11 protein-coding genes and 8 pseudogenes are annotated in these 23821 nt (G+C 71.2%); 13 read left to right on the top strand and 6 right to left on the bottom strand.

The window, feature by feature from the left end:
- Positions 1 to 776: 776 nt before the first annotated feature.
- From REH70_RS13070 to REH70_RS13055, 4 genes and pseudogenes are all read right to left on the bottom strand, one after another.
- A complete protein-coding gene (locus tag REH70_RS13070) occupies positions 777 to 995 on the bottom strand; it encodes a hypothetical protein (RefSeq protein WP_310747747.1) in 219 nt (72 codons plus the stop codon).
- Between the two features lie 396 nt (positions 996 to 1391).
- Positions 1392 to 1987, bottom strand: a pseudogene (locus REH70_RS13065) (recombinase family protein).
- Between the two features lie 249 nt (positions 1988 to 2236).
- The gene (locus tag REH70_RS13060; RefSeq protein ID WP_310747744.1) at positions 2237 to 2563 is read right to left on the bottom strand and encodes a hypothetical protein; all 327 of its coding nucleotides are present in this window, start codon (positions 2561 to 2563) and stop codon (positions 2237 to 2239) included.
- A gap of 86 nt (positions 2564 to 2649) precedes the next feature.
- Positions 2650 to 4362, bottom strand: coding sequence for a HEAT repeat domain-containing protein (locus tag REH70_RS13055; RefSeq protein WP_310747741.1), 1713 nt, complete (start codon positions 4360 to 4362; stop codon positions 2650 to 2652).
- 65 nt (positions 4363 to 4427) lie between these two features.
- Here REH70_RS13055 and REH70_RS13050 point away from each other — a divergent pair, with 65 nt between their 5' ends.
- A complete protein-coding gene (locus REH70_RS13050) occupies positions 4428 to 4769 on the top strand; it encodes a hypothetical protein (protein ID WP_310747738.1) in 342 nt (113 codons plus the stop codon).
- A gap of 303 nt (positions 4770 to 5072) precedes the next feature.
- Here REH70_RS13050 and REH70_RS13045 read toward each other — a convergent pair whose 3' ends face one another.
- Positions 5073 to 6212: an ROK family transcriptional regulator gene (locus REH70_RS13045; RefSeq protein WP_310747735.1), complete on the bottom strand. Its 1140-nt coding sequence runs from the start codon at positions 6210 to 6212 to the stop codon at positions 5073 to 5075.
- Between the two features lie 219 nt (positions 6213 to 6431).
- Here REH70_RS13045 and REH70_RS13040 point away from each other — a divergent pair.
- From REH70_RS13040 to ilvC, 9 genes and pseudogenes are all read left to right on the top strand, one after another.
- Positions 6432 to 8605 (top strand): annotated as a pseudogene (locus REH70_RS13040) (alpha-galactosidase).
- Between the two features lie 33 nt (positions 8606 to 8638).
- On the top strand, positions 8639 to 9907 hold the full coding sequence (locus tag REH70_RS13025; RefSeq protein WP_310747731.1) for an extracellular solute-binding protein: 1269 nt from the start codon (positions 8639 to 8641) through the stop codon (positions 9905 to 9907).
- 100 nt (positions 9908 to 10007) lie between these two features.
- Positions 10008 to 10841: a sugar ABC transporter permease gene (locus REH70_RS13020; protein ID WP_310747729.1), complete on the top strand. Its 834-nt coding sequence runs from the start codon at positions 10008 to 10010 to the stop codon at positions 10839 to 10841.
- Positions 10841 to 11790 (top strand): annotated as a pseudogene (locus tag REH70_RS13015) (carbohydrate ABC transporter permease). Before REH70_RS13020 ends, REH70_RS13015 begins: the two are co-directional and overlap by 1 nt.
- A gap of 88 nt (positions 11791 to 11878) precedes the next feature.
- A pseudogene (locus tag REH70_RS13010) lies at positions 11879 to 13548 on the top strand (alpha-glucosidase).
- Positions 13549 to 13605: 57 nt separating this feature from the next.
- Entirely contained in the window at positions 13606 to 15588 is a 1983-nt protein-coding gene (locus REH70_RS13005; RefSeq protein WP_310747723.1) for an amylosucrase, read from the top strand.
- 246 nt (positions 15589 to 15834) lie between these two features.
- Positions 15835 to 17732, top strand: a pseudogene (locus REH70_RS13000) (acetolactate synthase large subunit).
- A 90-nt stretch (positions 17733 to 17822) separates the two neighbouring features.
- Complete coding sequence (gene ilvN / locus REH70_RS12995) at positions 17823 to 18350, top strand: acetolactate synthase small subunit (RefSeq protein ID WP_310747720.1); 528 nt, start codon at positions 17823 to 17825, stop codon at positions 18348 to 18350.
- A gap of 53 nt (positions 18351 to 18403) precedes the next feature.
- Positions 18404 to 19432 carry a ketol-acid reductoisomerase gene (gene ilvC / locus REH70_RS12990; RefSeq protein WP_310747717.1) on the top strand — a complete coding sequence of 343 codons (1029 nt, stop codon included), beginning with the start codon at positions 18404 to 18406 and terminating at the stop codon, positions 19430 to 19432.
- Between the two features lie 255 nt (positions 19433 to 19687).
- Here ilvC and REH70_RS20725 read toward each other — a convergent pair.
- Positions 19688 to 20485 (bottom strand): annotated as a pseudogene (locus tag REH70_RS20725) (YihY/virulence factor BrkB family protein); the annotation flags it as partial.
- A gap of 108 nt (positions 20486 to 20593) precedes the next feature.
- On the opposite strand from REH70_RS20725, the gene REH70_RS12980 reads away from it, so the two are divergent.
- From REH70_RS12980 to REH70_RS12970, 3 genes and pseudogenes are all read left to right on the top strand, one after another.
- The gene (locus REH70_RS12980) at positions 20594 to 21217 is read left to right on the top strand and encodes an ASCH domain-containing protein (RefSeq protein ID WP_310747713.1); all 624 of its coding nucleotides are present in this window, start codon (positions 20594 to 20596) and stop codon (positions 21215 to 21217) included.
- Positions 21218 to 21272: 55 nt separating this feature from the next.
- A pseudogene (locus REH70_RS12975) lies at positions 21273 to 22333 on the top strand (3-isopropylmalate dehydrogenase).
- An 88-nt stretch (positions 22334 to 22421) separates the two neighbouring features.
- Positions 22422 to 23545: pseudogene (locus tag REH70_RS12970) on the top strand (branched-chain amino acid aminotransferase).
- Positions 23546 to 23821: the final 276 nt, after the last annotated feature.

Genomic DNA, 23821 nt, shown 5'->3' with positions numbered 1-23821 from the left:
GCGTTCTATCTCAGGAGTTACCTTCGCCGGTAACTCTGCCCACCCCGTCCAACGAAGCGCGGACACCGACAGCCGGTTGTCGGCCGTGGCGGGCTCGTGGCCGCCGGGCAGATGAGTGCCGAGAGACGGTCGTATACGAGACATGCGCCTCGTGGGCATGTGCCGAGTCGGCCAGGCGCCCGCGCTGCGGCTGACCACGCACCGCCCGCCGATGGGCCACGCAGCGGTCGCCCGGGCGTTGCTTGGGTCAGTTCTCGCCCACGCCGGCCCACTGCTGCAACTCGGGGATCACCTCGGCCGGGGGTCGATCGAGAGGGGTAGGCGGACGACGCCGCCGCGAGTCTCCACCAGAACCTGTTCACTCCAACTCGGTCGACCGGGAACGTCACCCCGCACCGCGGTGATCTCCCGACGGTCGATCAAGTGGGGCCGAAACCGGCGTCGGACCTCCAAACGATCCGACGTAAGAATCAGCTCTACGCGCGGAGCCGAGATCGCCGCCCAGAGGTACAGTACGACCGCCACAGCGCTGAAACCCGTTAAGACGACATAAATCGTCTGGTTGGTGGTTAGGGCCTGCCAGCCCCATAGGAGTAGTAGCAGCAAGTTTAGTACCAGTTGCGCCTTCGCCCACTTGACCGACGGTGCGCCAACGGCGACAACCACACGTGACGTGTCCATCAAGCTTGACCATCCAAGGCTCGGGGGCGGCGAGCGTACTCGTCAGCGCGACAAGCAGAATCGCTTGGTGATGTGAGAAAAATGATGCGCCGAAATCACAGGCGGTCGTTCGCGCCGGCAGGGTCAGCCGCCGGGCTGGCGACTTCACGTGCGCGGCGGCGCTCGTTGTGCAGACTTATTGCGGCGTTGATCGCCACAACGATTCCCGTTAGGAAGCCAGGATCGTCGGGCACGCCGATGGCCTCTTCAAGCGCCAGGCCAGCGGCGGTGAAGGTGAACCACGCTGAGACCCAAAGCACCGCCAGGGCGGTCACCCGCGTGGGCGACCATGCCGGGTGTCGGCGCCTTGAGCGCAGGACCGCAAGAGCGGCGGCAATGCCGATGACTCCGGCGACACCCATCTGTAGCGCGGTCATCTACGCGAACCAGCCTGCGGAGAACAGCTCTCTCGGCGGTCTGGCGTGGGGCAGCGGCTCGTCGAGCCGGTATCCGTACTCGCTCGCAGTGCCCGGGAACCTGTTGCCATGACCGGACCATAACCAGACGGTGACCACGGAAGCCGGGCGATGCCGGGAACACAAGCGTTACACCACGCCATCGGGTGAGGCTACGAAGCGCCCAAGCGGCTCACGCAGTTGAGAAGGACCCGCCGACCAGCGGCGCGCCCCCTGCGATCATCGGCTACTTGACCGCGAAGTCGCCGGGCCGGCCTACGTGGTGTTCTTTGGCAGCCGCGCGGCACCCGGGGCGGGTGGGCGGTTGAGTGCGCGGTAGATGGTGGTGCGGCTGACGCCGAGGACGTTGCCGATCTGGGCGACGGTCATGTCGTTCTGCTCGTACATCCGGCGCGCCGCTCGAACCTGGTCCGCCGAGAGCAGGGACGGTCGTCCGCCGGTGCGCCCACGCGCTCTAGCCGCTGCCAGGCCGGCGTTGGTGCGTTCACGGATGAGGTCACGTTCGAATTCTGCGAGTGCGGCAAACACGTGGAAGACGAGCCGACCGCCGGGGAGGTGGTGTCGATGGTCTCCTGCAGGGACCGGAATCCGACCCCGCCGTCGGCGAGGACCTGGAGCTGGTCGATGAGGTGCCGGATGGAGCGGCCGAGGCGGTCCAGGCGCCAGACGACGAGGGTGTCGCCGGGGCGGAGCTGGTCGAGCAGCTTGTCGAGCTCGGGCCGGTGCTGCAGCGATCCGGAGATGGTGTCGACGAAGACGCGGTAGCAGCCGGCGTTGGTGAGCGCATCGATCTGCAGCGAGGCGTCTTGGTCGGTGGTGGACACGCGCGCGTACCCGAGGAGGTGTCCCATCAGGCGACCGTACCGAAACTCGTGCGGTTGGGGGAGTGGTGCGACGTAGAAAGTGGCACTGAGATACGCACCTAGCGGCGGGTCGTGGCGCCTCGTGGCGAGCTTGCCCGGGTTCGGGCCTGGAGCGGTGTAGCGGAAACGTTCGCAACCGGCCACGCTGCCGCTCGTTGTGGGAAACGTACAAGAGGGCAGCCGGAGGTACTCGAGCTCAGCGGCCTCACGCGGCTAGTGGCTGGCGCGGTGGCATCCTCAGTGGCTGCGCTTCTCCCGGTTGCGGGAGTGTCGGGAGCAGGCGCTGCGGCTGCCCCCGTTGGTGCTGTCCAGGAATGGGCGCGCGCAGCGGTTGTTCGCACTGCACACCTTGACTCGGTGCCATCCTGCGAGTTGAACGAGGAGGTAGAGCAGGTGGCGAGCTTCGTCGTCGTCGAGAGGTGCGGTCCAGTTGCTGCTCCAGCCACGGGTGGGCGACGTGGGGGAGTGGGCGAGGTCCTTCCACAGGCACTCGAGCGCGGCGGCGCCGTCGGGTAGCAGCGCGGTGTAGCGCAGGAGGATGTCGGCTCTGTTGTCGACGTGCACGCTGAGGATGCTTGTAAGGCGCGTGACCTCGCGAGTGTGTGCGTCCAGCCCTCGACCCGCCGGTGCAGGGGGTGGTGGCGGCGTGGTCACCGCTTACCGGCTACCCGTGTGCGCGCGCGGGTGGTGATCGCGCGTACGCGTGGGTCGTCGCTCTCGGTGTGGTGGGCAAGGATGGCTTGGGCCGTCGGGGTGTTGAGTTCGTAGAGAGCCATGGCCGCCGAGAGACGAACCTGGTCGTCGTTGTCGCCTAGGGCGGTGGACAGGGCGTCGGCGGCGTCTTCGGCGCCTGAACCGATGAAGCAGAGCACTTCAGCGGCGTGGCGTCGTGCTGGTGGCTCACCGCTGGCGAGGGCCTTGATGAGTGTGGGAACGGCGGCTCGGTCGAAAGACGCGAGGTCGCGTGTGGTGCCGTTGCGGCTGTTGTCGTCGCCGGTTCCTAGCCGCGCTGCCAGGGCTGGAATGGCTCGCGGGTCACCGATGCGAGTGAGAGCCCATCGCGCCTTGGCAGCCACGTCAGGGTTGTCGTCGGCCGCTAGAGGTAGGACGGCGTCCGTGGTCGCCGGGTCGGCGATCTTGCTCAGGACGTGCAGCGCTTGCACCCGCAGGGCAGGGTCGGGCTGCCTCAGGGTGTCCACAACGAGTGGGGTCGCTGCGACTGCAACGCGGGTGACGGCCCAGGTCAACGTCTCGCGCACAAAGAAGTCCGGCTCGGCCCACAGCCGTGTCACCAAAGCTAAGGCGGAAGTGGGGGCAGCGAGCTCACCGAGAGCCAGCGCCGCGGCCTGACGCACATCACGGTCAGGGCTCGAGACCCCCGCGAGAGCGTCGTCGACCTGCGGGTCACCGGTGAGCGGCAGCGGTTGGGCACCCAGACCTGCGGCCACGGCGAACTCAGGCCACATCTCGATGACAGCCGCAACGATCTTCGCCTGCGACTCGGACAGCCATGCGATGGTCGCTGACTCGCTGGGACTACCCGGATAGGTCGAAGGATCCACGGCGCACCCTTGCACCCACGTCGTGCGCACCCGGGCGGTGTCCGAGATGGCCTCGAGGGGGTCGCCGTCCACGAGCAGGATGTCTGCCCTCTTACCGAGCTCCAGGGACCCTCGGTCATGGAGCCCGAACACGCGCGCCGGCGCGGACGTCGCCGCGCTCAGGACCTCGCTCGGAGTCAGGCCGGCTGACGCCAGGTGGTGCAGCTCGCGGTGCAGGCTCGCGCCATAGACGAGGCCAGGGTTCGGCGCGTCGGTCCCGGCGAGGATCACACAACCGCGCCCCGCTAGCTCGCGGACGTTGGTCGAGGCGGCAGCGAGGTCCAGTCCGGTCGGGGGCATCCACCGGCGCGCCTGGGAGTCCAGCACGTCACGCCAGGCTGGTGTCAGGCGGGCATCAAGACCCACGTCCTCGCGCAGGGGCATCGCGCCGGCGCGCACGGGGAAACCGTCCGAGAGCGACAGGGTCGCGATGACCGCGACACCGGCGGCCGCGACCTCGTCGAACTGCTCGGGGAGCATGGGGGTGAAAGGGACATGCGCGAGCACGTCTACTCCGCACCGTGCGACGAGTGCTGCTCCTTCACCGGTCGACACGTGGGCGACCACGGGCAGCTCGAGCTCGTGGGCGCTCTTGACGAGGGCGACGATGGTGGCGTCGTCCAGTGCGGGCAGGTCAAGCATCGCTCCTGACCCGTCGTCGTAGATGACCTTGATGTGGGTGGCGCCTTCGGCGGCGCGCTGGGCCACGAACGGCTTCGCGTCGTCTGGGCCGGTGACGTACGGGAACGGCGCGTACGCCATCGTCGGGTGCCCCCAGGAGCCGTAGCTCCGATGCTCGAGGTCACGAGATCCGCACGAGTGGGGCCGTGGCCACGGCCAGCGGCGATCACTGCGGCTTGCTCAGCGTCGATGACGTCGGTCTTGCTGAACTGGTCGACCAGCGTCGTGACGCCGAACTGGGCGGCGAGCACGGTGCACTCGGGTGCCAGGTGGACGTGCGCGTCGATCAGTCCGGGCAGCAGCGTCGCACCACTCCCGTCGATGACTTCGTCACCCGAGGCGACAACTTCAGCTCCGCCGATCGCTGCTACCAGCCCACGATCAACGCGGACATGCGTCGCGGCCAGAACAGTCGTCCCATCGAAGATGCGGTCGGCCTGGATGACGAAAGGTCGTGTATGGCTCACGCCGCCAACGCTAGAAGTTGACGCAGCGGCAACGTCAATCGATGAGTCAGCCCACCGGGCACCACCGTGCCCGGCGTGAGTCGTGGCTGCGACGGCTGTAGCGGAAGGGTTCGTTTCCGTGCAGAACTCAGCAGTAACCTATTTCAGCACGGACGACGCGCGAGCATGGTGGTGCTGACTGCGACGTCCATCGTGCCCACCGGGGTAGCCGTGCTGTCCCCTAGACGATCAGACCTGACTACGCGGACCCGCTTGTGTTGTTGCCGGTGGCACCGGCAACGGAAGTGCGTTCGACCGCGACCGCGACGGCGGCCCGGCCGCGTGTCAGCGCGTCCGCAGCACGAACTCCTGGATCGCGACCACGCCGGCGCCGCGTGCCCACTGCCGGAAGTCCCCGGGGCGGGTGACGACGTCCAGAGCGGACGCGCGCGGGTCCCGGTCGCCGGCGATCCCGGCGTCCACCGCCGCGCGGGCCATCTCGGCGAGCGCGACCCCTTCCCCGGTGACCACGATCCGGTCGGGCATCGTGAGGTTGCCGACTGCTGCCAGGAGCCGGCCCAGCGCGCGAGCCGCGTCGTCGACCAGCCGGGCGCAGGCACGATCGCCCGCCCGGGCGAGGTCGAGCAGCTCGTCGTACGTCACCGGGCGGCCCAGCGCTACCGACGCCTGGCCAATCAACGAGGGGATGGTGAGCATCGCTGTCGCGCAGCCCCGGTGCCCCTCGACGCAGACGGCGCCGTGGGCGGACAGCGGGTAGTGCCCGACGAGCCCGATCCCCACGTCACGGTGCACCACGAGCTGGTCGTGCTGGACGAGCCCGTACCCGACCCCGGCGCCGATCGTCACGACGGCGAGACTGCGCCGGCCGCGGCCCTCGCCGAACCAGTGCTCGGCCGCGGTCAGCGCGACGACGTCGTTCTCCACCGTGGTCGGCACGCCGGTGGTGCGCTCCAGGAGGTCAGCCAGGGGGACGCCGGACCAGTCGAGGAACGGTGCCACCGCGACCGTGCGGTGGTCGGGCGCGTGCCCGCCGAGGCCGATCCCGATACCGGTGGGTCGCACGCCCACGGTCACCGACGCGACCAGGTCGGCGAGCACCGCGACGACCCGGTCCGGGGCCGGATCCGTGACCGGGGCCTGGGCGGTGCGACGCACCGTGCCGCGCAGGTCGACGAGGACCGCGGCTGCGACCTCCCCGGTCAGCTTGACGCCGACGAAGTGGTGCGAGGACTGCACCACGTCCAGCGGCTGCGCCGGCCGCCCGGTGGCCGGGTCGGCACGGGTGGGCGACTCGATGAGCAACCCCGACGTGAGCAGCGGCTTGGTCAGGCGGGACAGGCTCGCCTGCGACAGACCGAGGCGCCGGGCGAGCTCCGCACGGGAGAGCGGGCCGTGGAGCAGGACCTCCAGGGCGACCTCGTGGGCCGACCCACCGGTCGCGCCCCAGGTGTCGGTGGTCGACATCGCCCTCCCTCGCATCTGAGCAGGGCGATCCTGGCATGCCCGTCACTGCCTCGATCGACCGCGGCTCGCCGATGATCATTCCGGACCGGATGCCACGCCTCGACGATACTGCGACAGATGTGATCCGGGTCACCGCGTTGACACGGCATAACTTCCATAGCAACACTAAGTCTCGCCGTGATCGTCCGACGGCGCCGCGACGGACAGGGAGTCCCCGGAGTGAGCACCGACCGGATCGACGTCCTCCATCTGCGCGCGGCCGGCGTGAGCGTCGTCCTCGACCGCACGGGCGACCGGCTGCCTCGGGTGCTGCACTGGGGCGCCGACCTCGGTGACGTCCCGGCGGTCGAGCTCGGTGCGCTGCTCGCGGTGAGCGTGCCGCCGTTGAGCCCCGGCTCCACCGACGCGCCGGTCCCGGTCTCCCTGCTGCCCGAGCAGTCGCTGGGCTGGCTCGGCACGCCGGGGGTGACCGGGCACCGCGACGGCGCCGACTTCTCGGTAGCGTTCACGGTGACGGGCGTCGAGCACGAGGTCGTCACCGACGGCGTCGGGGCCCACCGCGTGGTCGTCACCGCGCACGACGACGTCGCGGCGCTCGGCCTGCGCGTCGAGCTCGAGCTCCTCGCGTCCGGGCTGCTGCGCAGCCGCGCCACGCTGACAAACACCGGTGCAGGCGTCTACACGCTCGGGACGCTTGACCTCGCCCTGCCGGTGCCGCCGGAGGCCGACGAGATCCTCGACTTCACCGGTCGCCACCTGCGTGAGCGGTCGCCGCAGCGCGCGCCGTTCGACGTCGGCACCCGGCTGCGCGAGAGCCGGCGGGCCCGCGCGCACGACGCGACGCTCCTCATGCTGGCCGGGCGCTCGGGGTTCGGGTATCGCTCGGGCGAGGTGTGGGGTGTGCACGTCGCATGGTCGGGCAACACGCGGACGCTCGCGGAGCGGACGTCGTCGGGCGTCCGGCTGCTCGGCGCGGGGGAGCTGCTGCTCGCCGGCGAGGTGCGCCTGGAGTCCGGGGACGAGTACGCGGGCCCGTGGGTGTACGCGTCCTACGGCGACGGGCTCGACGAGCTCGCCGGCCGCTTCCACGGCTACCTGCGCGCGCGTCCGCACCACCCGAGCGGCCCGCGGCCGGTGCTGCTCAACGTGTGGGAGGCCGTCTACTTCAACCACGACCTGGACCGGCTCCGCGTCCTTGCGGACCGGGCGGCTGCGATCGGCGTCGAGCGCTACGTGCTCGACGACGGCTGGTTCCGCGGCCGGCGGGACGACACCGCGGGCCTGGGGGACTGGTACGTCGACGAGACGGTCTGGCCGGACGGTCTCGGGCCGCTCGTCGACCACGTCCGCGGCCTCGGCATGCAGTTCGGTTTGTGGTTCGAGCCCGAGATGGTCAACCCGGACTCGGACGTCGCCCGGGCGCACCCCGACTGGTTGCTGGGGACCGGCGGGCGGCTCGCGCCACCGGCCCGCCACCAGCAGGTCCTCGACCTGGCGCACCCGGACGCCTACGCGTTCGTCCTCGAGCGCATCGACGCGATCCTCACCGAGCACCCGATCGACTACGTGAAGTGGGACCACAACCGCGACCTGATCGACGCCGGGCGCGGCCCCACCGGCCGGGCCGGCGTGCACGAGCAGACCCTGGCGACGTACCGGCTCATGGACGAGCTGCGCGCGCGCCACCCCGGGCTCGAGATCGAGTCCTGCGCCGGCGGGGTGGGCGACCCGACCTCGGGATCATGGAGCGGGCCGAGCGGATCTGGGCGTCGGACACCATCGACGCCCTCGAGCGGCAGACCATCGAGGCGGGTCACGGCCTGCTGCTGCCACCGGAGATGGTCGGCTCGCACGTCGGCGCTCCCACTGCGCACACCACCGGGCGGACCCACGTCCTCGGCTTCCGCGCCGGGACCGCCTTCTTCTCCCACCTCGGCATCGAGTGGGACCTCACGTCCGCCGACGACGCCGACCTGGCGGCGCTGGGCGCGTGGATCGAGGCGCACAAGAGGCACCGCGCGCTGCTGCACGGCGGAACCGTCATCCATGCGGACACGCCGGACCCGTCGCTGTGGGTGCGCGGCGTGGTCGCTCCCGACCGTGGCGAGGCGATCTTCGCGCTCGTCACGCTCGGCACCTCGGTGACCAGTCCACCGGGGCGCCTGCGGCTGCCCGGGCTGGACCCGGACGCCGTCTACGACTTGCGTCCCCTCCCGCCCGGCGATGCTGCCGGGCCCGGGGACGCGATCTACCCGGTCCCGTGGTGGACCGACGGCACGCGGCTGAGCGGTCGCACGCTCGAGGCGGTGGGGGTCCAGACCCCGTCCCTCTTCCCCGAACGGCTCGTGCTGCTGCACGCGCTGCGGGCACCCAGCGGTCCCTCGACCGACTGAGCACATCTCTTCACCCCGGAAGGGGCACCTGTCATGGCACGACCCCGATCACGCAGAGCTGCGTGCATCGCCACGGTCACCGCCGTCGCAGCGATGGTCGCCGGCTGCGCCGGCGGCCCGGGCAGCGGGCGGACCGAGATCACCTTCTTCCAGTTCAAGCCGGAGGCGGTCGACTTCTTCGAAGACGTCACGGCGCGCTTCGAGGCCCAGAACCCGGACATCGACGTCATCGTGGACAACGTCCCCGACCCGGAGACCGCCCTGCGGACCCGCCTGGTGAAGAACGACGTCCCGGACGTGCTCACGCTCAACGGCAACGCGACGTTCGGCGAGCTCGCGTCCGCGGGAGTCTTCGTGGACTTCTCCGGCGACCCGGTCCTCGACGACGTCACGCAGGGGTACATCGAGATCGTGCAGGCGCTCGGCGCCAGCGAGCCGGGAGCCGTCAACGGCATCCCGTTCGCCGCCAACGCCAGCGGCGTCCTGTACAACGTCGAGCTCTTCGAGGAGCAGGGCGTCGAGGTGCCGCAGACGTGGGACGAGCTCATCGCCGCGGCCGAGACGTTCGAGGCGGCCGGCATCACGCCGTTCTACGCGATGCTGGCCGATCCCTGGACCGCGCAGTCGCCGCTCGCGCCGCTCACCGCGCAGACCGCTCCCGAAGGATTCTTCGAGGAGCGGTTCGCCGGGGAGACGACGTTCGCCGAGGGCTGGCGGGAGGCCGCGGAGAAGGAGCTCGAGCTGTTCGAGTACACCCAGGACGACCCCGCGGCGTTCGGCTACCAGGAGGGAACGGTGGCCTTCGCGAACGGCGAGTCCGCGATGCTGCTGCTCGGCAGCTACGCGATCCCGCAGATCCGCAGCTTCGAGCCGGACTTCACCGTGGGCTCGTTCGCGCTCCCCGCGACGAACGACCCCGCGGACACCCGGCTGGTCTCGGGCGTCGACGTGCTCATCACCGCGGGGGCCGGTGGCGCGCACCCCGAGGAGTCGCAGCGCTTCATCGACTTCCTCATGCAGCCCGAGATCGTCCAGGAGTACGCCGAGGCGCAGGTGGCGATCCCCACGCTCGAGGGCCTGACCAACGAAGACCCGGCGCTCGCCGGCATCCGGGAGTACATCGAGGAGGACCGGCTCGTGGGATTCGACGACCATCAGTTCATCCCGGCCATCCCGCTCGGGCCACTGCTGCAGCAGCTCCTCATCGACGAGGACGCCGACGCCTTCCTCACCTCGCTCGACGACAGCTGGGACCGGGTCGCCCAGCGGCGCGACTGGGGCCTCGGGGCGGTGGAGTCCTGATGGCCACCGCGACCCGCCCCCGGCCGGACCGTCCACCGTCGACGAGCAGCGCCGTGAGCACCGGCCGGACCGCAACCGGATCCCGCGCGCCTTCTACTGGATGGTGCTGCCGGCGTTCCTGCTGTTCCTGGTGTTCCACACCGTCCCGGTGCTGCAGGGCATCTTCTTCAGCTTCACCGACTCACCGGGCTACGGAGACTGGAGCTTCGTCGGGCTGTCGAACTACCTCGCCCTGTTCACCGACCCGCGAGTGATCTCCGCCTACGGGTTCACGTTCCGGTTCGCGATCGTCGCCACGATCCTGGTGAACGCGTTGGCGCTGGCGATCGCGCTCGGGCTCAACGGCAAGATCAAGTTCAAGAACACGCTGCGGGGCGTCTACTTCATCCCCAACGTGCTCGCGGTCCTCGTCGTCGGATACGTGTTCCAGTACCTGTTCTCCGGGGCGCTGCCGGTCATCGCGACCAACCTGGGAATCGACCGGCTCTCGTCGTCGATCCTCGCCGACCCGCAGCTCGCCTGGGTCGGGATCCTCGTCCTCGCGGTGTGGCAGGCAACCGCCTTCAACATCATCATCTACCTCGCCGGGCTGCAGACCGTGCCCGGTGAGCTCTACGAGGCGGCGTCGCTGGACGGCGCCAGCCCCTGGCGGCAGTTCCGCAGCATCACGTTCCCCATGATCGCGGGCTTCTTCACCATCAACATGGTGCTCGCGCTGAAGACCTTCCTGCAGGTCTTCGACCACATCATCGCCCTGACCAACGGCGGTCCGGGGACGTCGACGGAGTCCGTCGGCGTGCTCATCTACCGCGGCGGCTTCCAGGGCGGCGAGTACGGCTACCAGCTCGCCAACGCCGTGATCTTCATGATCGTCATCATGGCGTTCGCGGTGTTCCAACTCCGAGTCCTGCAGCGCAGGGAGGTCGAGGTCTGATGTCCACCATCCCGACCAGCGGTGCGAACACCATCGCGGCACCTCCCCGCGCCGCCCACGGCCGTGACCCCGACGGCCCCGACCTGCCCGGACGCCCGACCGGACGCAGCCGCCGCCGCCGCGAGCCGCGCGAGGAGTTCCGCGTCAACTGGTGGCTCACCGCGCTGCTGATCGTCCTGTCCCTGACGATCTTCATCCCGCTGTACTTCACGGTCGTCACCGCGCTCAAGACCCAGGACCAGCTCGGCGGCACCGGGTTCGCGTTCCCGACCGAGTTCGCGTGGGGCAACTTCGCCGAGGCGTGGCGGCTGACCGACTTCCCGCGCAGCGCCCTCAACAGCGCGATCATCACGGTCGGAGCGGTCGTCCTGACCCTGCTGACCAACTCGATGGTCGCCTACGCGATCGCCCGCAACATGCACCGGCGGCTGTTCAAGGGGCTGTTCTTCTACTTCGTCTCGGCCCTGTTCGTGCCGTTCCCGATCCTCATGCTGCCGGTCGCGAAGCAGACGGCGATCCTCGGCATGGACAACCAGCTCGGGCTGATCCTGCTCTACGTCGTGTACGGGCTGTCCTTCAACATCTTCATCTTCACCGCCTACATCAACTCCATCCCGCGCGAGCTCGAGGAGGCGGCGATCGTGGACGGCGCGAGCACCTGGACGGTGTTCTGGAAGATCATCTTCCCGCTGCTCGCGCCGATGAACGCGACCGTCGGCATCCTCACCTGCCTGTGGGCGTGGAACGACTTCCTGCTTCCGCTCGTCATCGTCTCCGACCCACGGGGGCGACCCTGCCGCTCGTGCAGTACGTGTTCCAGAGCCAGTTCACCACCAACTACACCGTCGCCTTCGCCTCCTACCTCATGGCGATGGCGCCGCTGCTGATCGTCTACGTCATCGCCCAGCGCTGGGTCATCTCCGGCGTCACCCGAGGAGCCATCAAGTGACCGACCCGACGACGTCCGGCCAGACCTCCGCACCCGCGGGGGCTGGCCGGACGGCCCGCCGTGGTGGACGAGCGCCGTCGTCTACCAGATCTACCCGCGCAGCTTCGCCGACTCCGACGGTGACGGCGTCGGCGACCTCGGCGGCATCACCGCGCACCTGGACCACCTCGAGCGACTCGGGGTCGACGTCGTCTGGCTCTCGCCGGTGTACCGGTCCCCGCAGGACGACAACGGGTACGACATCAGCGACTACCACGACATCGACCCGACGTTCGGCACGCTGGCGGACATGGACGCCCTCATCGGCGCCGTCCACGCACGCGGCATGAAGCTCGTCATGGACCTCGTCGTCAACCACACGTCGGACGAGCACCCGTGGTTCGTCGAGAGCCGCAGCTCGACCGACAACCCCAAGCGCGACTGGTACTGGTGGCGTCCGCCGCGCGACGGCATGGAGGCCGGGGCGCCCGGTGCGGAGCCGAACAACTGGGGCTCGGCGTTCTCCGGGCCGGCCTGGGACCTGGACCCCGCGACCGGCGAGTACTACCTGCACCTGTTCTCCCGCAAGCAGCCCGACCTCAACTGGGAGAACCCCGAGGTCCGGTCCGCGGTGCACGCGATGATGCGGTGGTGGCTCGACCGGGGGTCGACGGGTTCCGGATGGACGTCATCAACTTCATCTCCAAGGACCCCGCCCTGCCCGACGGCGTCGTGCCGGACGGCAAGGTCCACGGTGACGGCCACCCGCACTACGGGTACGGCCCGCGCCTGCACGAGTTCCTCGCCGAGATGCACCGCGAGGTCTTCGCCGGGCGCCCGGAGCGGCTGCTGACCGTGGGGGAGATGCCCGGCGCGACCGTCGAGCAGGCTGTCAGGTTCACCGACCCGGCGCGCGCCGAGGTCGACATGGTGTTCACGTTCGAGCACGTGGGGCTGGACCACGGGGCGTCGAAGTGGGACGTGCGCCCGCTGCGGCTCACCGACCTCAAGGCGTCGTTCGGGCGCTGGCAGGCGGGCCTGGCCGAGGTGGGGTGGAACAGCCTCTACTGGAACAACCACGACCAGCCGCGCGTGGTGTCCCGATTCGGGGACGACGGCGACCACCGGCGCGACTCCGCGACCGCCCTCGCGACGCTGCTGCACCTGCACCGCGGGACGCCGTACGTCTACCAGGGCGAGGAGCTCGGCATGACGAACGCCGGCTTCACGCGGATCGACCAGTACCGGGACATCGAGTCGCTCAACCACCACGCCGAGGCACTGCGGTACGGGTGGGCCACCGAGGAGGAGGTGCTCGCATCCCTCGCGGCGATGAGCCGGGACAACGCCCGGACGCCGGTGCAGTGGGACGACGGCCCGAACGCCGGGTTCACGACCGGCCGGCCGTGGATCGACGTCAACCCCAACCACACCGACATCAACGCCGCCGCCCAGGCCGGCGACGACCGCTCCGTGCTGGCCCACTACCGCCGCCTCATCGCCCTGCGGCACACCGAGCCTGCGGTGGCCCTGGGCGACTTCACCATGCTGCTGCCCGAGCACGAGCAGGTGTACGCGTTCACCCGCACGCTCGGCGGCACGTCGCTGCTCGTCCTGGTCAACGTCTCCGGTGAGGAGCAGGACGTCGACCTGCCCGACGCCGGCGCGTGGGCGGCGGCCGAGCTCCTCCTGGGCAACCTCCCGGGCACCCCGGGCACCCCGGGCGCCGACGCACCACTGCGCCCCTGGGAGGCGCGGATCCACCGCGCGACCACCTAGCCCCCGGGCTGGGGGCCGACACCACACGCACGACCGATCCCGGAGGCCACGGACACCATGGGCACCCCTCAGCACCGCGCGACCGACGCGGCGAGCCCCGCGGTGGCGGCCGCCGTCGCCGCCGCCCGCGCACCGGGTACCACGGACGAGCAGTGGGCCACGCTGCTCGCCCGGTTCGACCGCGAGATCGGTCGGCTGCAGCGCCTGTTCGGCGAGATCTACGGGGCCGGGGAGCGCACCGACGCCGAGCTCGCACTCCTCGCCGGACAGCTCGCGACGAGTTGGCAGGAGCGCCCCGCCGACCTGCAGGAGCTCGATGCGGCCCGTGAGGCCGACCCCTCCTGGTTCGAGTCCAACGAGATGGTCGGCGGGGTGCTCTACGTCGACCGGTACGCCGGCGACCTCGACGGCGTGCGGGCCCAGATCCCGTACTTCCGGGAGCTCGGGCTGACGTACCTGCACCTCATGCCCTTGTTCGAGGCGCCGGCGCAGAACTCCGACGGCGGCTACGCCGTCTCGAGCTACCGCGCGGTGAACCCGGCGCTGGGCGACATGGAGGGGCTCACCGCGCTCGCGGCCGACCTGCGCTCGCAGGGCATCGCCCTCGTGCTGGACTTCATCTTCAACCACACGTCGGACGAGCACGCCTGGGCTCGCCGGGCCCAGGCGGGCGAGCCCGAGTACGAGGACTTCTACTGGATCTTCCCCGACCGGACGATGCCGGACGCCTACGAGCGCACCGTCCGGGAGATCTTCCCCGACGACCACCCCGGCGCCTTCGTCCCGATCCCGACCCCGGACGGCCACGGCGAGCGATGGGTCTGGGCGACCTTCCACTCCTTCCAGTGGGACCTCAACTACACCAACCCCGCCGTGTTCCGGGCGATGGCGGGCGAGATGCTCTTCCTCGCCAACCGGGGCGTCGACATCCTGCGGATGGACGCGGTCGCCTTCATCTGGAAGCAGCTCGGCACGTCCTGCGAGTCGCTGCCGCAGGCCCACGCGCTGATCCAGGCCTTCAACGCGGTGTGCCGCATCGCTGCGCCCGCCGTGCTGTTCAAGTCCGAGGCGATCGTGCACCCGGACGAGGTGATCGGGTACATCTCGCCGCAGGAGTGCCAGCTGTCGTACAACCCGCTCCAGATGGCGCTGATCTGGAGCTCGCTGGCCACCCGGGACGCCCGCCTGCTGCAGCAGGCGCTGGAGCGTCGCCACACGCTGCCGCCGGGGACCGCGTGGGTGAACTACGTCCGCAGCCATGACGACATCGGATGGACCTTCGCCGACGAGGACGCCGCCGAGCTCGGCATCGACGGGTACGAGCACCGGCGGTTCCTCAACCGGTTCTACGTCGACAGGTTCCCGGGGTCGTTCGCGCGGGGCGTGCCCTTCCAGGACAACCCCCGCACCGGGGACTGCCGGATCGCCGGGACGACGGCGTCCTTGGCCGGCCTGGAGGCGGGGGACCCCGGGGCGGTGGACCGCATCGTCCTGGCTCACTCCATCGTGCTCTCGACCGGGGGCATCCCGCTGCTCTACCTCGGCGACGAGGTCGGGCAGCTCAACGACCTCGGCTACGTCGACGAGCCCGGGCACGCCGAGGACAGCCGATGGGTGAACCGCCCGCACTACCCGGCCGAGGCGTACCGCCGGCGTCTGGACCCCTCGACCGACTCCGGGCGCCTCCACGCCCGCCTGCGCCGGCTGCTCGACGTGCGCCGCACCACGCCGGAGCTGGCCGGGAACCGACTCGTCGGCTTCGACGCCCGCAACCCGCACGTCCTGGGGTACCAGCGACCGGGTGAGGACCCGGACGGCCGGGCCACCGTCGTGCTGTGCCTGGCGAACGTCGCCGACGAGCCGCAGGGCGTCGACGCCCTCACCCTCTCCGGCATGCCGCTCGAGGCGCTCGACCTGGTGACCGGGGAGCGGGTCGGGCTGCGTGAGGGACTGACCCTCCCGGCGCACGGCGTCCGGTGGCTGCGGACCGTCCTCGAGAGTGGGCCGGCCGACGCACCGGTCCAGAAGCCGGACTCGTGAACCACGATGCGAGACGGCCGGGGGTCGACGTGACACCTGCCGAGGGGCGGCGTAGGGTGCGAGGCGTGCAGATGATCGTCGTCGTACTTCCCGAGCGCGCAGGCTAGAGGCCCCTCGCACGGTCCGTCTGCGCGCTCCCCCTCGACACGGCTCGCTCCCGGGCCCGAGGGGTTTTTGTGCCACCGCCCGGCGAGGTGAGCTCACCGGGCGCCCGAGCAGTACCGCACCGACAGCCAGGAGAGACCGATGGTCCAGGGTCACCACCCGGCGCCACCGCGCACCAGCGGCGCCGCCAGCATGCCCACTCCGAGCGCGCCGCGCCCGGCTGCCCCCCAGGCGGCCAACGGCAACGCGGGCCGCCTCTCGCCCGTACCGAGCGCCGCCACCGTCGCCCCGCACGCGGTCACCGGTGCGCAGTCCATCGTCCGCTCGCTCGAGGAGGCGGGGGTCGACGTCGTCTTCGGCATCCCCGGTGGCGCGATCCTGCCGACGTACGACCCGCTCATGGCCTCCGAGCGGCTGCGGCACATCCTGGTGCGGCACGAGCAGGGCGCCGGCCACGCCGCCTCCGGGTACGCCCACGCGACCGGCCGGGTCGGCGTCTGCATGGCGACGTCCGGGCCGGGTGCGACGAACCTGGTGACGCCCATCGCGGACGCCAACATGGACTCGATCCCGATGGTCGCGATCACCGGCCAGGTCGGCGCGGCGATGATCGGCACGGACGCGTTCCAGGAGGCCGACATCGTCGGCATCACGCTGCCGATCACGAAGCACAACTTCCTCGTCACGGACCCGGACGACATCCCGCGGACCATCGCCGAGGCCTTCCACATCGCCTCGACCGGACGCCCCGGGCCGGTGCTGGTGGACATCGCGAAGTCGGCGATGCAGGCCGGGACGACGTTCTCGTGGCCGCAGGACCTGCGCCTGCCCGGCTACCACCCGGTCACCAAGCCGCACGCGAAGCAGATCCGCGAGGCCGCCCGGCTGCTCGCCACGGCGCGTCGTCCGGTGCTCTACGTCGGTGGCGGGGCGATCCGCTCCGGCGCGTCGGCCGAGCTCCTGCGCCTGGTCAACGCGAGCGGCGCGCCCGCGGTCACCACCCTCATGGCGCGCGGTGCGCTGCCGGACTCCCACCCGCAGAACCTCGGCATGCCGGGCATGCACGGGACGGTCGCCGCCGTCGCGGCGCTGCAGAAGGCCGACCTCATCGTCGCCCTCGGCGCCCGCTTCGACGACCGCGTGACCGGCAAGCTCGCGAGCTTCGCCCCGCACGCCGCCGTCGTGCACGCCGACGTCGACCCGGCCGAGATCGGCAAGAACCGGCACGTGGACGTGCCGATCGTCGGTGACCTGCGCGAGGTCCTCGCCGACCTGCTGCCCGAGCTCGAGCGCGAGCACGCCCAGCACGGCCTGCCGGACCTCGAGGGCTGGTGGCGCCAGATCGACGACTGGCGCGAGACCTTCCCGCTCGGCTACGACGAGCCGGACGACGGCCACCTCGCGCCGCAGCACGTCATCCAGCGGATCGGCGAGATCTCCGGGCCGGAGTCGATCTTCGTGTCCGGCGTCGGTCAGCACCAGATGTGGGCCGCGCAGTTCATCCGTTACGAGCGCCCGAACTCCTGGCTCAACTCCGGGGGCTCGGGACCATGGGGTACTCCGTGCCCGCCGCGATGGGCGCCAAGGTGGGCCAGCCCGACCGGACCGTCTGGGCGATCGACGGCGACGGCTGCTTCCAGATGACCAACCAGGAGCTCGCGACCTGCACGATCAACGAGATCCCGATCAAGGTCGCGGTGGTCAACAACTCCTCGCTCGGCATGGTCCGCCAGTGGCAGACCCTGTTCTACGAGTCGCGCTACTCCAACACCGACCTGCACACGGGCCACGGCACCGTGCGCGTGCCGGACTTCGTCAAGCTCGCCGACGCCTACGGCTGCGTGGGCCTGCGCTGCGAGACGAAGGCCGACGTCGACGCCACGATCAAGCGGGCGATGGAGATCGACGACCGCCCCGTGGTGGTCGACTTCACGGTCTCGCGGGACGCGATGGTGTGGCCGATGGTCGCCGCGGGCGTCTCCAACGACGAGATCCAGTACGCCCGCGGCATCAGCCCGGCCTGGGACCGGGAGGAGTAGTGCGCCGCCTCGGCCCGCACCGCACCACCACCCCGGCGTCCCCGACGCACGGCCCGACGCAACCGCAGACCTCCCCGGAAAGGGTGCAGCATGAGCAGCAGGCACACGCTCTCGGTGCTGGTGGAGAACAAGCCCGGCGTGCTCACGCGCGTGGCCGGCCTCTTCGCCCGCCGGTCGTTCAACATCCACTCGCTCGCCGTCGGCCCGACCGAGCACGAGGAGATCTCCCGGATCACCGTCGTGGTCGAGGTCGACGAGCTCCCGCTCGAGCAGGTGACGAAGCAGCTGAACAAGCTCATCCACGTGCTCAAGATCGTCGAGCTCGAGCCGCAGGCGTCCGTGCAGCGCGAGCTGCTGCTGGTCAAGGTCCGCGCGGACCTCGCCCAGCGCAGCCACGTGCTCGAGGTCGTCGAGCTGTTTCGCGCCCGCGTGGTCGACGTCGTCCCGGACGCCGTCACCATCGAGGCGACCGGCAGCCCCGACAAGCTCGCGGCGCTGCTCGCGGCGCTCGACCCGTTCGGCGTCCGCGAGATCGTGCAGTCCGGCACTGTGGCGATCGGGCGCGGCTCGCGCTCGATCACCGACCGGGCACTGGAGCGCGTGACCCGCTCCGCCTGACCGTCCCACCGTCCCTACGCAAGCCAGCAGTACGACAACCGAGGAGATCCACCGTGGCAGAGCTGTTCTACGACGACGACGCCGACCTGTCCATCATCGCCGGGCGCAAGGTCGCCGTGATCGGTTACGGCAGCCAGGGCCACGCCCACGCGCTGAACCTGCGCGACTCCGGGGTCGACGTCCGCGTCGGCCTGCGTGAGGGCAGCTCGTCGCGCACGAAGGCGGAGAACGAGGGCCTGCGCGTCCTGACCGTCGCCGAGGCGACCAAGGAGGCCGACGTCGTCGTCGTGCTGGCCCCCGACCAGGTCCAGCGGCACGTGTACCGCGACGAGATCGCCCCCAACCTCGCCGACGGCGCCGCCCTCGTCTTCGGGCACGGCTTCAACATCCGCTTCGGCTACATCACCGCGCCCGAGGGCGTCGACGTCGTCATGGTCGCCCCCAAGGGCCCGGGTCACCTCGTCCGCCGCGAGTTCGTCGACGGCCGCGGCGTGCCGGTCATCGTCGCCGTCGAGCAGGACGCGTCCGGCTCCGCCTGGGACCTCGCGCTGTCCTACGCGAAGGCGATCGGCGGCCTGCGGGCCGCCGGCATCAAGACGACGTTCACCGAGGAGACCGAGACGGACCTCTTCGGCGAGCAGGCGGTGCTGTGCGGCGGTGCCTCGCAGCTCGTCCAGTACGGCTTCGAGACGCTGACCGAGGCCGGCTACCAGCCCGAGGTCGCGTACTTCGAGGTGCTGCACGAGCTCAAGCTCATCGTCGACCTCATGGTCGAGGGCGGCATCGCCAAGCAGCGCTGGAGCGTCTCGGACACCGCCGAGTACGGCGACTACGTCTCCGGGCCGCGGGTCATCGACCCGAGCGTCAAGGAGAACATGAAGGCCGTCCTGGCCGACATCCAGTCCGGCGCGTTCGCCGACCGGTTCATCACCGACCAGGACAACGGCGGCAAGGAGTTCGCCGAGCTGCGCGCGAAGGGCGAGGCGCACCCGATCGAGGCGACCGGCCGCGACCTGCGCAAGATGTTCGCCTGGGTCAAGCCGTCCGACTCCGACTACGTCGAGGGCAGCGCCGGCCGCTGACCCCACCGGTCCGCCCGCCCGGACGGGGCTGGACCACCCCGTCGAGTGCGACGTCCTCCACCCTTCGCGTGAGCGGAACGGTGGAGGACGTCGCACTCGGCATGTCAGGGAGGGGCGGCCGATGGCCTCGTCGGCCTTGACGGCCTCGCGCTCGCCGCGGGGGAGGTCCGGCCCGACGGTGGAGTCGGCGTCGGTCTGGTGCTCGGCCTCGGCGTTGATCTCCGCCCCCAGCAGGATCGCCACGCACGACAGCCACATCCACACGAGCAGGACGACGACGCCCGCCAGGGCCCCGTACATCCGGGCGTACCGGTCGAACTCGGCGACGTAGAGCGAGAACAGGCCCGACGCGACGAGCCAGAAGCCGGTCGCCACGACCGCACCGACCGTCACCCAGCCCACCCGCGGCTCGCGGCGGTCCGGGGCGTAGCGGTAGATCACCCCGAGGGACAGCGCGAACACCCCCGACACCAGCACCCACCGGCCCAGGCCGAGCAGGACCCCGCCGTCGACCACCGCGGGGAACACCGCGACGAGCGCCAGCAGGACGAAGAACACGACGACGGTGCCGAGCGTGAACACCAGCGCCAGCCCGCGCCGCTTGAGGAAGCCCGAGCGCTCCCGCTCCTCGTACACGAGGTTCACCGAGGTGAGCAGGTGGTCCATGCCGACGAAGGCGGACCACAGCGCGACGAGCAGCGACACGATGAGCGCGATGCCGAGCCCCTGCTGGTCGCTGCGCACCAGCGTCTCCATCTGGGTGGCCACCAGCTCGGAGGCCTCGGCCGGGAGCGTGGCCGACAGCGCCTCCACCTGCACGCCGAGCTGCGCCGGGGTGCTGACCAGCCCGTAGAGCGCGACGACGGCGATGAGCGAGGGGAACAGCGCGAGGAAGCCGAAGAACGCCACGCCCGCGGCGATGAGCGGGACGCGGTCCTCGAACGACCGTCGCAACGCCCGGACCGTGACCTGCCGCCAGCCGCGCGGCGGGATCTGCGCCGGGGAGTCGGCGTGCGCGCCGGGGTGCGCCCGCTCGTCGTGGTCGACGCTCATCGTCACCTCCCGGGGTGTGCGCCCCAGTGTGTCGCGGACGCCGCCGCGGCGCGCGCGTCGCGGCGTCCGACGTGCCACCGCGGTCCGGTGGTCGGGGATCATGGGGGCATGACGAGCGCACACGGCCCCGCGGACGACGCCGCCTCGCACGAACGGCACCGCACCGGGCAGGCACCGGACGACGCGCCGGTCCCGGTCCCCGACGGCGACGAGATCGCGGCGTTCTGGGAGCTCGCCCGCGGGCGGGCGGGTCTCGGCCGGCTGTCCGCGGTGGTCGGGACCGGGGCCGGGGCGAGCGTGCCGCCGCCCGCGTGGGCGTTCGGGGACTCGCCCCGGCTCGCCGACGCGCTGCTCGACCTCGTGCTCGCCGGGACGAAGACCGCGACGTCCACGGCGCTGTGGGAGCTCACCGACGCCGGCGTGCCCACGCCGGAGCCGGGTGACCTGTCGATCGTCGTCGACGGGCGCGGGCACCCGCGCGCCCTGGTGCGCACCACGGCCGTGAGCGTGGTCCGGTTCGCCGACGTCGACGCCGAGCACGCCCGGCTCGAGGGCGAGGGCGAGGACGACCGCTCGCTCGCGTCGTGGCGGGTCGAGCACGAGCGGTACCTGCGCCGGGTGGCCGCGCCGTCGGGCCGGACGGTCGACGGCGACACACCGGTCGTGCTCGAGCGGTTCGAGGTCCGCTACCCGCCGCAGCGCCGGGCCCGCGCCGCGGTCACCGGCGACTGACCGAAGCCTGAGACGGGCGTCCCGCAGTCTGGAACCGCTGGCTAGGGTCGGTGGCATGACGCGCACGCTCGAACTTGCAGTGATCGCCGGCGACGGGATCGGCACGGAGGTCGTCGAGCAGGGCCTGCAGGTCTTGGACGCCGCCATCGCCGGGAGCGACGTCACCGTCGCCACCCGCGAGTTCGACCTGGGAGCGCGCCGCTGGCACGCGACGGGTGACACCCTCACCGACGCCGACCTCGAGGCGATCCGGGCCCACGACGCGATCCTGCTCGGCGCGATCGGCGACCCGCAGGTGCCGTCCGGCGTCCTCGAGCGCGGCCTGCTGCTCAAGCTGCGCTTCACGCTGGACCACTACGTCAACCTGCGCCCGGGGCGGCTGTACCCCGGCGTCACGTCGCCGCTCGCCGACCCGGGCGAGGTCGACTTCGTCGTGGTCCGCGAGGGCACCGAGGGCCCGTACGTCGGTAACGGCGGCGCCCTGCGCGTGGGGACCCCCGCCGAGATCGCCAACGAGGTGAGCGTCAACACCGCGTTCGGCGTCGAGCGCGTCGTCCGGGACGCCTTCGCGCGGGCCGCCGCACGCCCCGCAAGAAGCTCACGCTCGTGCACAAGCACAACGTGCTCGTGCACGCCGGGCACCTGTGGCGCCGGACCGTCGAGGCCGTCAACGCCGACTTCCCGGACGTCACGGTCGACTACCTGCACGTCGACGCCGCGACGATCTTCATGGTCACCAACCCGTCGCGGTTCGACGTGATCGTCACCGACAACCTGTTCGGCGACATCCTCACCGACCTCGCCGCGGCCATCACCGGCGGCATCGGGCTCGCCGCGTCGGCGAACATCAACCCGGACACCGACGCGTCCGGCGCGCACGTCGCGCCGTCGATGTTCGAGCCGGTGCACGGCTCCGCGCCGGACATCGCCGGTCAGGGCAAGGCCGACCCGACCGCGACCGTCCTGTCGGTCGCGCTCATGCTCGACCACCTGGGCCTCGCCGACGAGGCCCGTCGCGTGGAGGCGGCGGTCGCGGCGGACCTGGTCGAGCGGGGTGGGCGAGTACGGTCGACGGCCGAGGTGGGTCGCGACCTCGCCGCGCGCGTCGCCGGCTGACCTGCGCCCCCGGGGCGATCCCCGCACCGTCCTCGGCCGTCACCACCGGTACCGTCAGTCCGACCACCAGGTGAAAGGCCCCCGCACCATGATCACCCCCGTCCACGCGACGACGAGCGTCTCCGACGCCGAGGCCGCGTACACGATCCAGCCGCACCCGTCCCCGCTGCCCGAGGCCGAGCGCGAGGCCGCGCTCGCCCAGCCGCGCTTCGGGACCGTCTTCACCGACCACCTGGCCCGCGCCACCTGGACCGCCGGTGACGGCTGGCACGACCGTCGGGTCGAGCCGTACGGACCGCTCCAGCTCGACCCCGCGGCCGCCGTCCTGCACTACGGCCAGGAGATCTTCGAGGGGCTCAAGGCCTACCGGCACGACGACGGCTCGGTGTGGACCTTCCGCCCGTGGGCCAACGCCGACCGGTTCGCGGCGTCCGCGCGGCGCATCGCGTTGCCCGAGCTGCCCGCAGAGGACTTCCTCGCCGCCATCACCGCGCTCGTGCGCACCGACTCCGCGTGGGTGCCGTCGGGGAGGAGATGAGCCTGTACCTGCGGCCCTTCATGTTCGCCTCCGAGCGCTTCCTCGGCGTCCGGCCCTCGCTCGAGGCGGAGTTCCTCGTCATCGCCTCGCCGGTCGGCCCGTACTTCGCCGGCGGGGTCACGCCGGTGTCGATCTGGGTCGCGCAGGACTTCCACCGCGCCGGCACCGGCGGCACGGGCGCGGCGAAGTTCGGTGGCAACTACGCGGGCAGCCTGCTGCCCCAGCAGGTCGCGCACGCCCAGGGCTTCGACCAGGTGTGCTTCCTCGACGCGGCGACGAACACGACCCTGGAGGAGCTCGGCGGCATGAACGTCTTCGTCGTGCACGCCGACGGCCGGGTGTCCACGCCCGAGCTGACCGGCACGATCCTCGAGGGTGTCACCCGGTCGTCGATCCTGCGCCTGCTGGCCGACGCCGGCCACGAGGTCACCGAGCGGCGGATCCCGCTCGCCGAGGTCACCGCCGGGCTGACGGACGGGTCCGTCGCGGAGGTGTTCGCGTGCGGCACCGCCGCGGTCATCACCCCGATCGGACGGCTCGCCGGCGCCGACTTCGACCTCACGGTGGGAGACGGGACGTCCGGAGCGGTCACCACGAGCATCCGTGCGCAGCTCACCGACATCCAGTACGGCCGTGCCGCCGACCCGCACGGCTGGATGCACCGGCTGATCTGACCGGCGTGCGCACCCGGGCGGCCGACGTCCGGGTGCGCACGGGACCGCTGGTCGCATGCTGGACGTCGTTCTCACGTGCCGGACGGTGTGCCATGATGACGGCATGCAGCACCCGCTCCTCATCGCCTAGCGCGTTCGGCCCACCCGCCGAACGCGCAGACCCTCCGCACCCCGGGGGTCTTTTTGTTGCCGGGCACCACCCCGTCCGGCACCCGTCGACCGCCGTCGGGCACCACCCCCGCCCGCACCCCGGCCGGCGCCGCCCACCAGTCACCA

The organism is Cellulomonas sp. ATA003 (genome assembly GCF_031582905.1).
Classification (GTDB): Bacteria; Actinomycetota; Actinomycetes; order Actinomycetales; family Cellulomonadaceae; genus Pengzhenrongella.
The sequence above is the reverse complement of the archived record's forward strand: the minus strand, read 5'-3'. Positions and strand labels throughout refer to the sequence as shown.

Excerpts from the sequence above, each read along its gene's own strand:
- REH70_RS13055 (WP_310747741.1), bottom strand. The coding sequence starts at position 4,362 with ATGGCGTACGCGCCGTTCCCGTACGTCACCGGCCCAGACGACGCGAAG.
- REH70_RS13025 (WP_310747731.1), top strand. The coding sequence starts at position 8,639 with ATGGCACGACCCCGATCACGCAGAGCTGCGTGCATCGCCACGGTCACC.
- REH70_RS13020 (WP_310747729.1), top strand. The coding sequence starts at position 10,008 with ATGGTGCTGCCGGCGTTCCTGCTGTTCCTGGTGTTCCACACCGTCCCG.
- ilvN (WP_310747720.1), top strand. The coding sequence starts at position 17,823 with ATGAGCAGCAGGCACACGCTCTCGGTGCTGGTGGAGAACAAGCCCGGC.
- REH70_RS13005 (WP_310747723.1), top strand. The coding sequence starts at position 13,606 with ATGGGCACCCCTCAGCACCGCGCGACCGACGCGGCGAGCCCCGCGGTG.
- REH70_RS12980 (WP_310747713.1), top strand. The coding sequence starts at position 20,594 with ATGACGAGCGCACACGGCCCCGCGGACGACGCCGCCTCGCACGAACGG.
- REH70_RS13045 (WP_310747735.1), bottom strand. The coding sequence starts at position 6,212 with ATGTCGACCACCGACACCTGGGGCGCGACCGGTGGGTCGGCCCACGAG.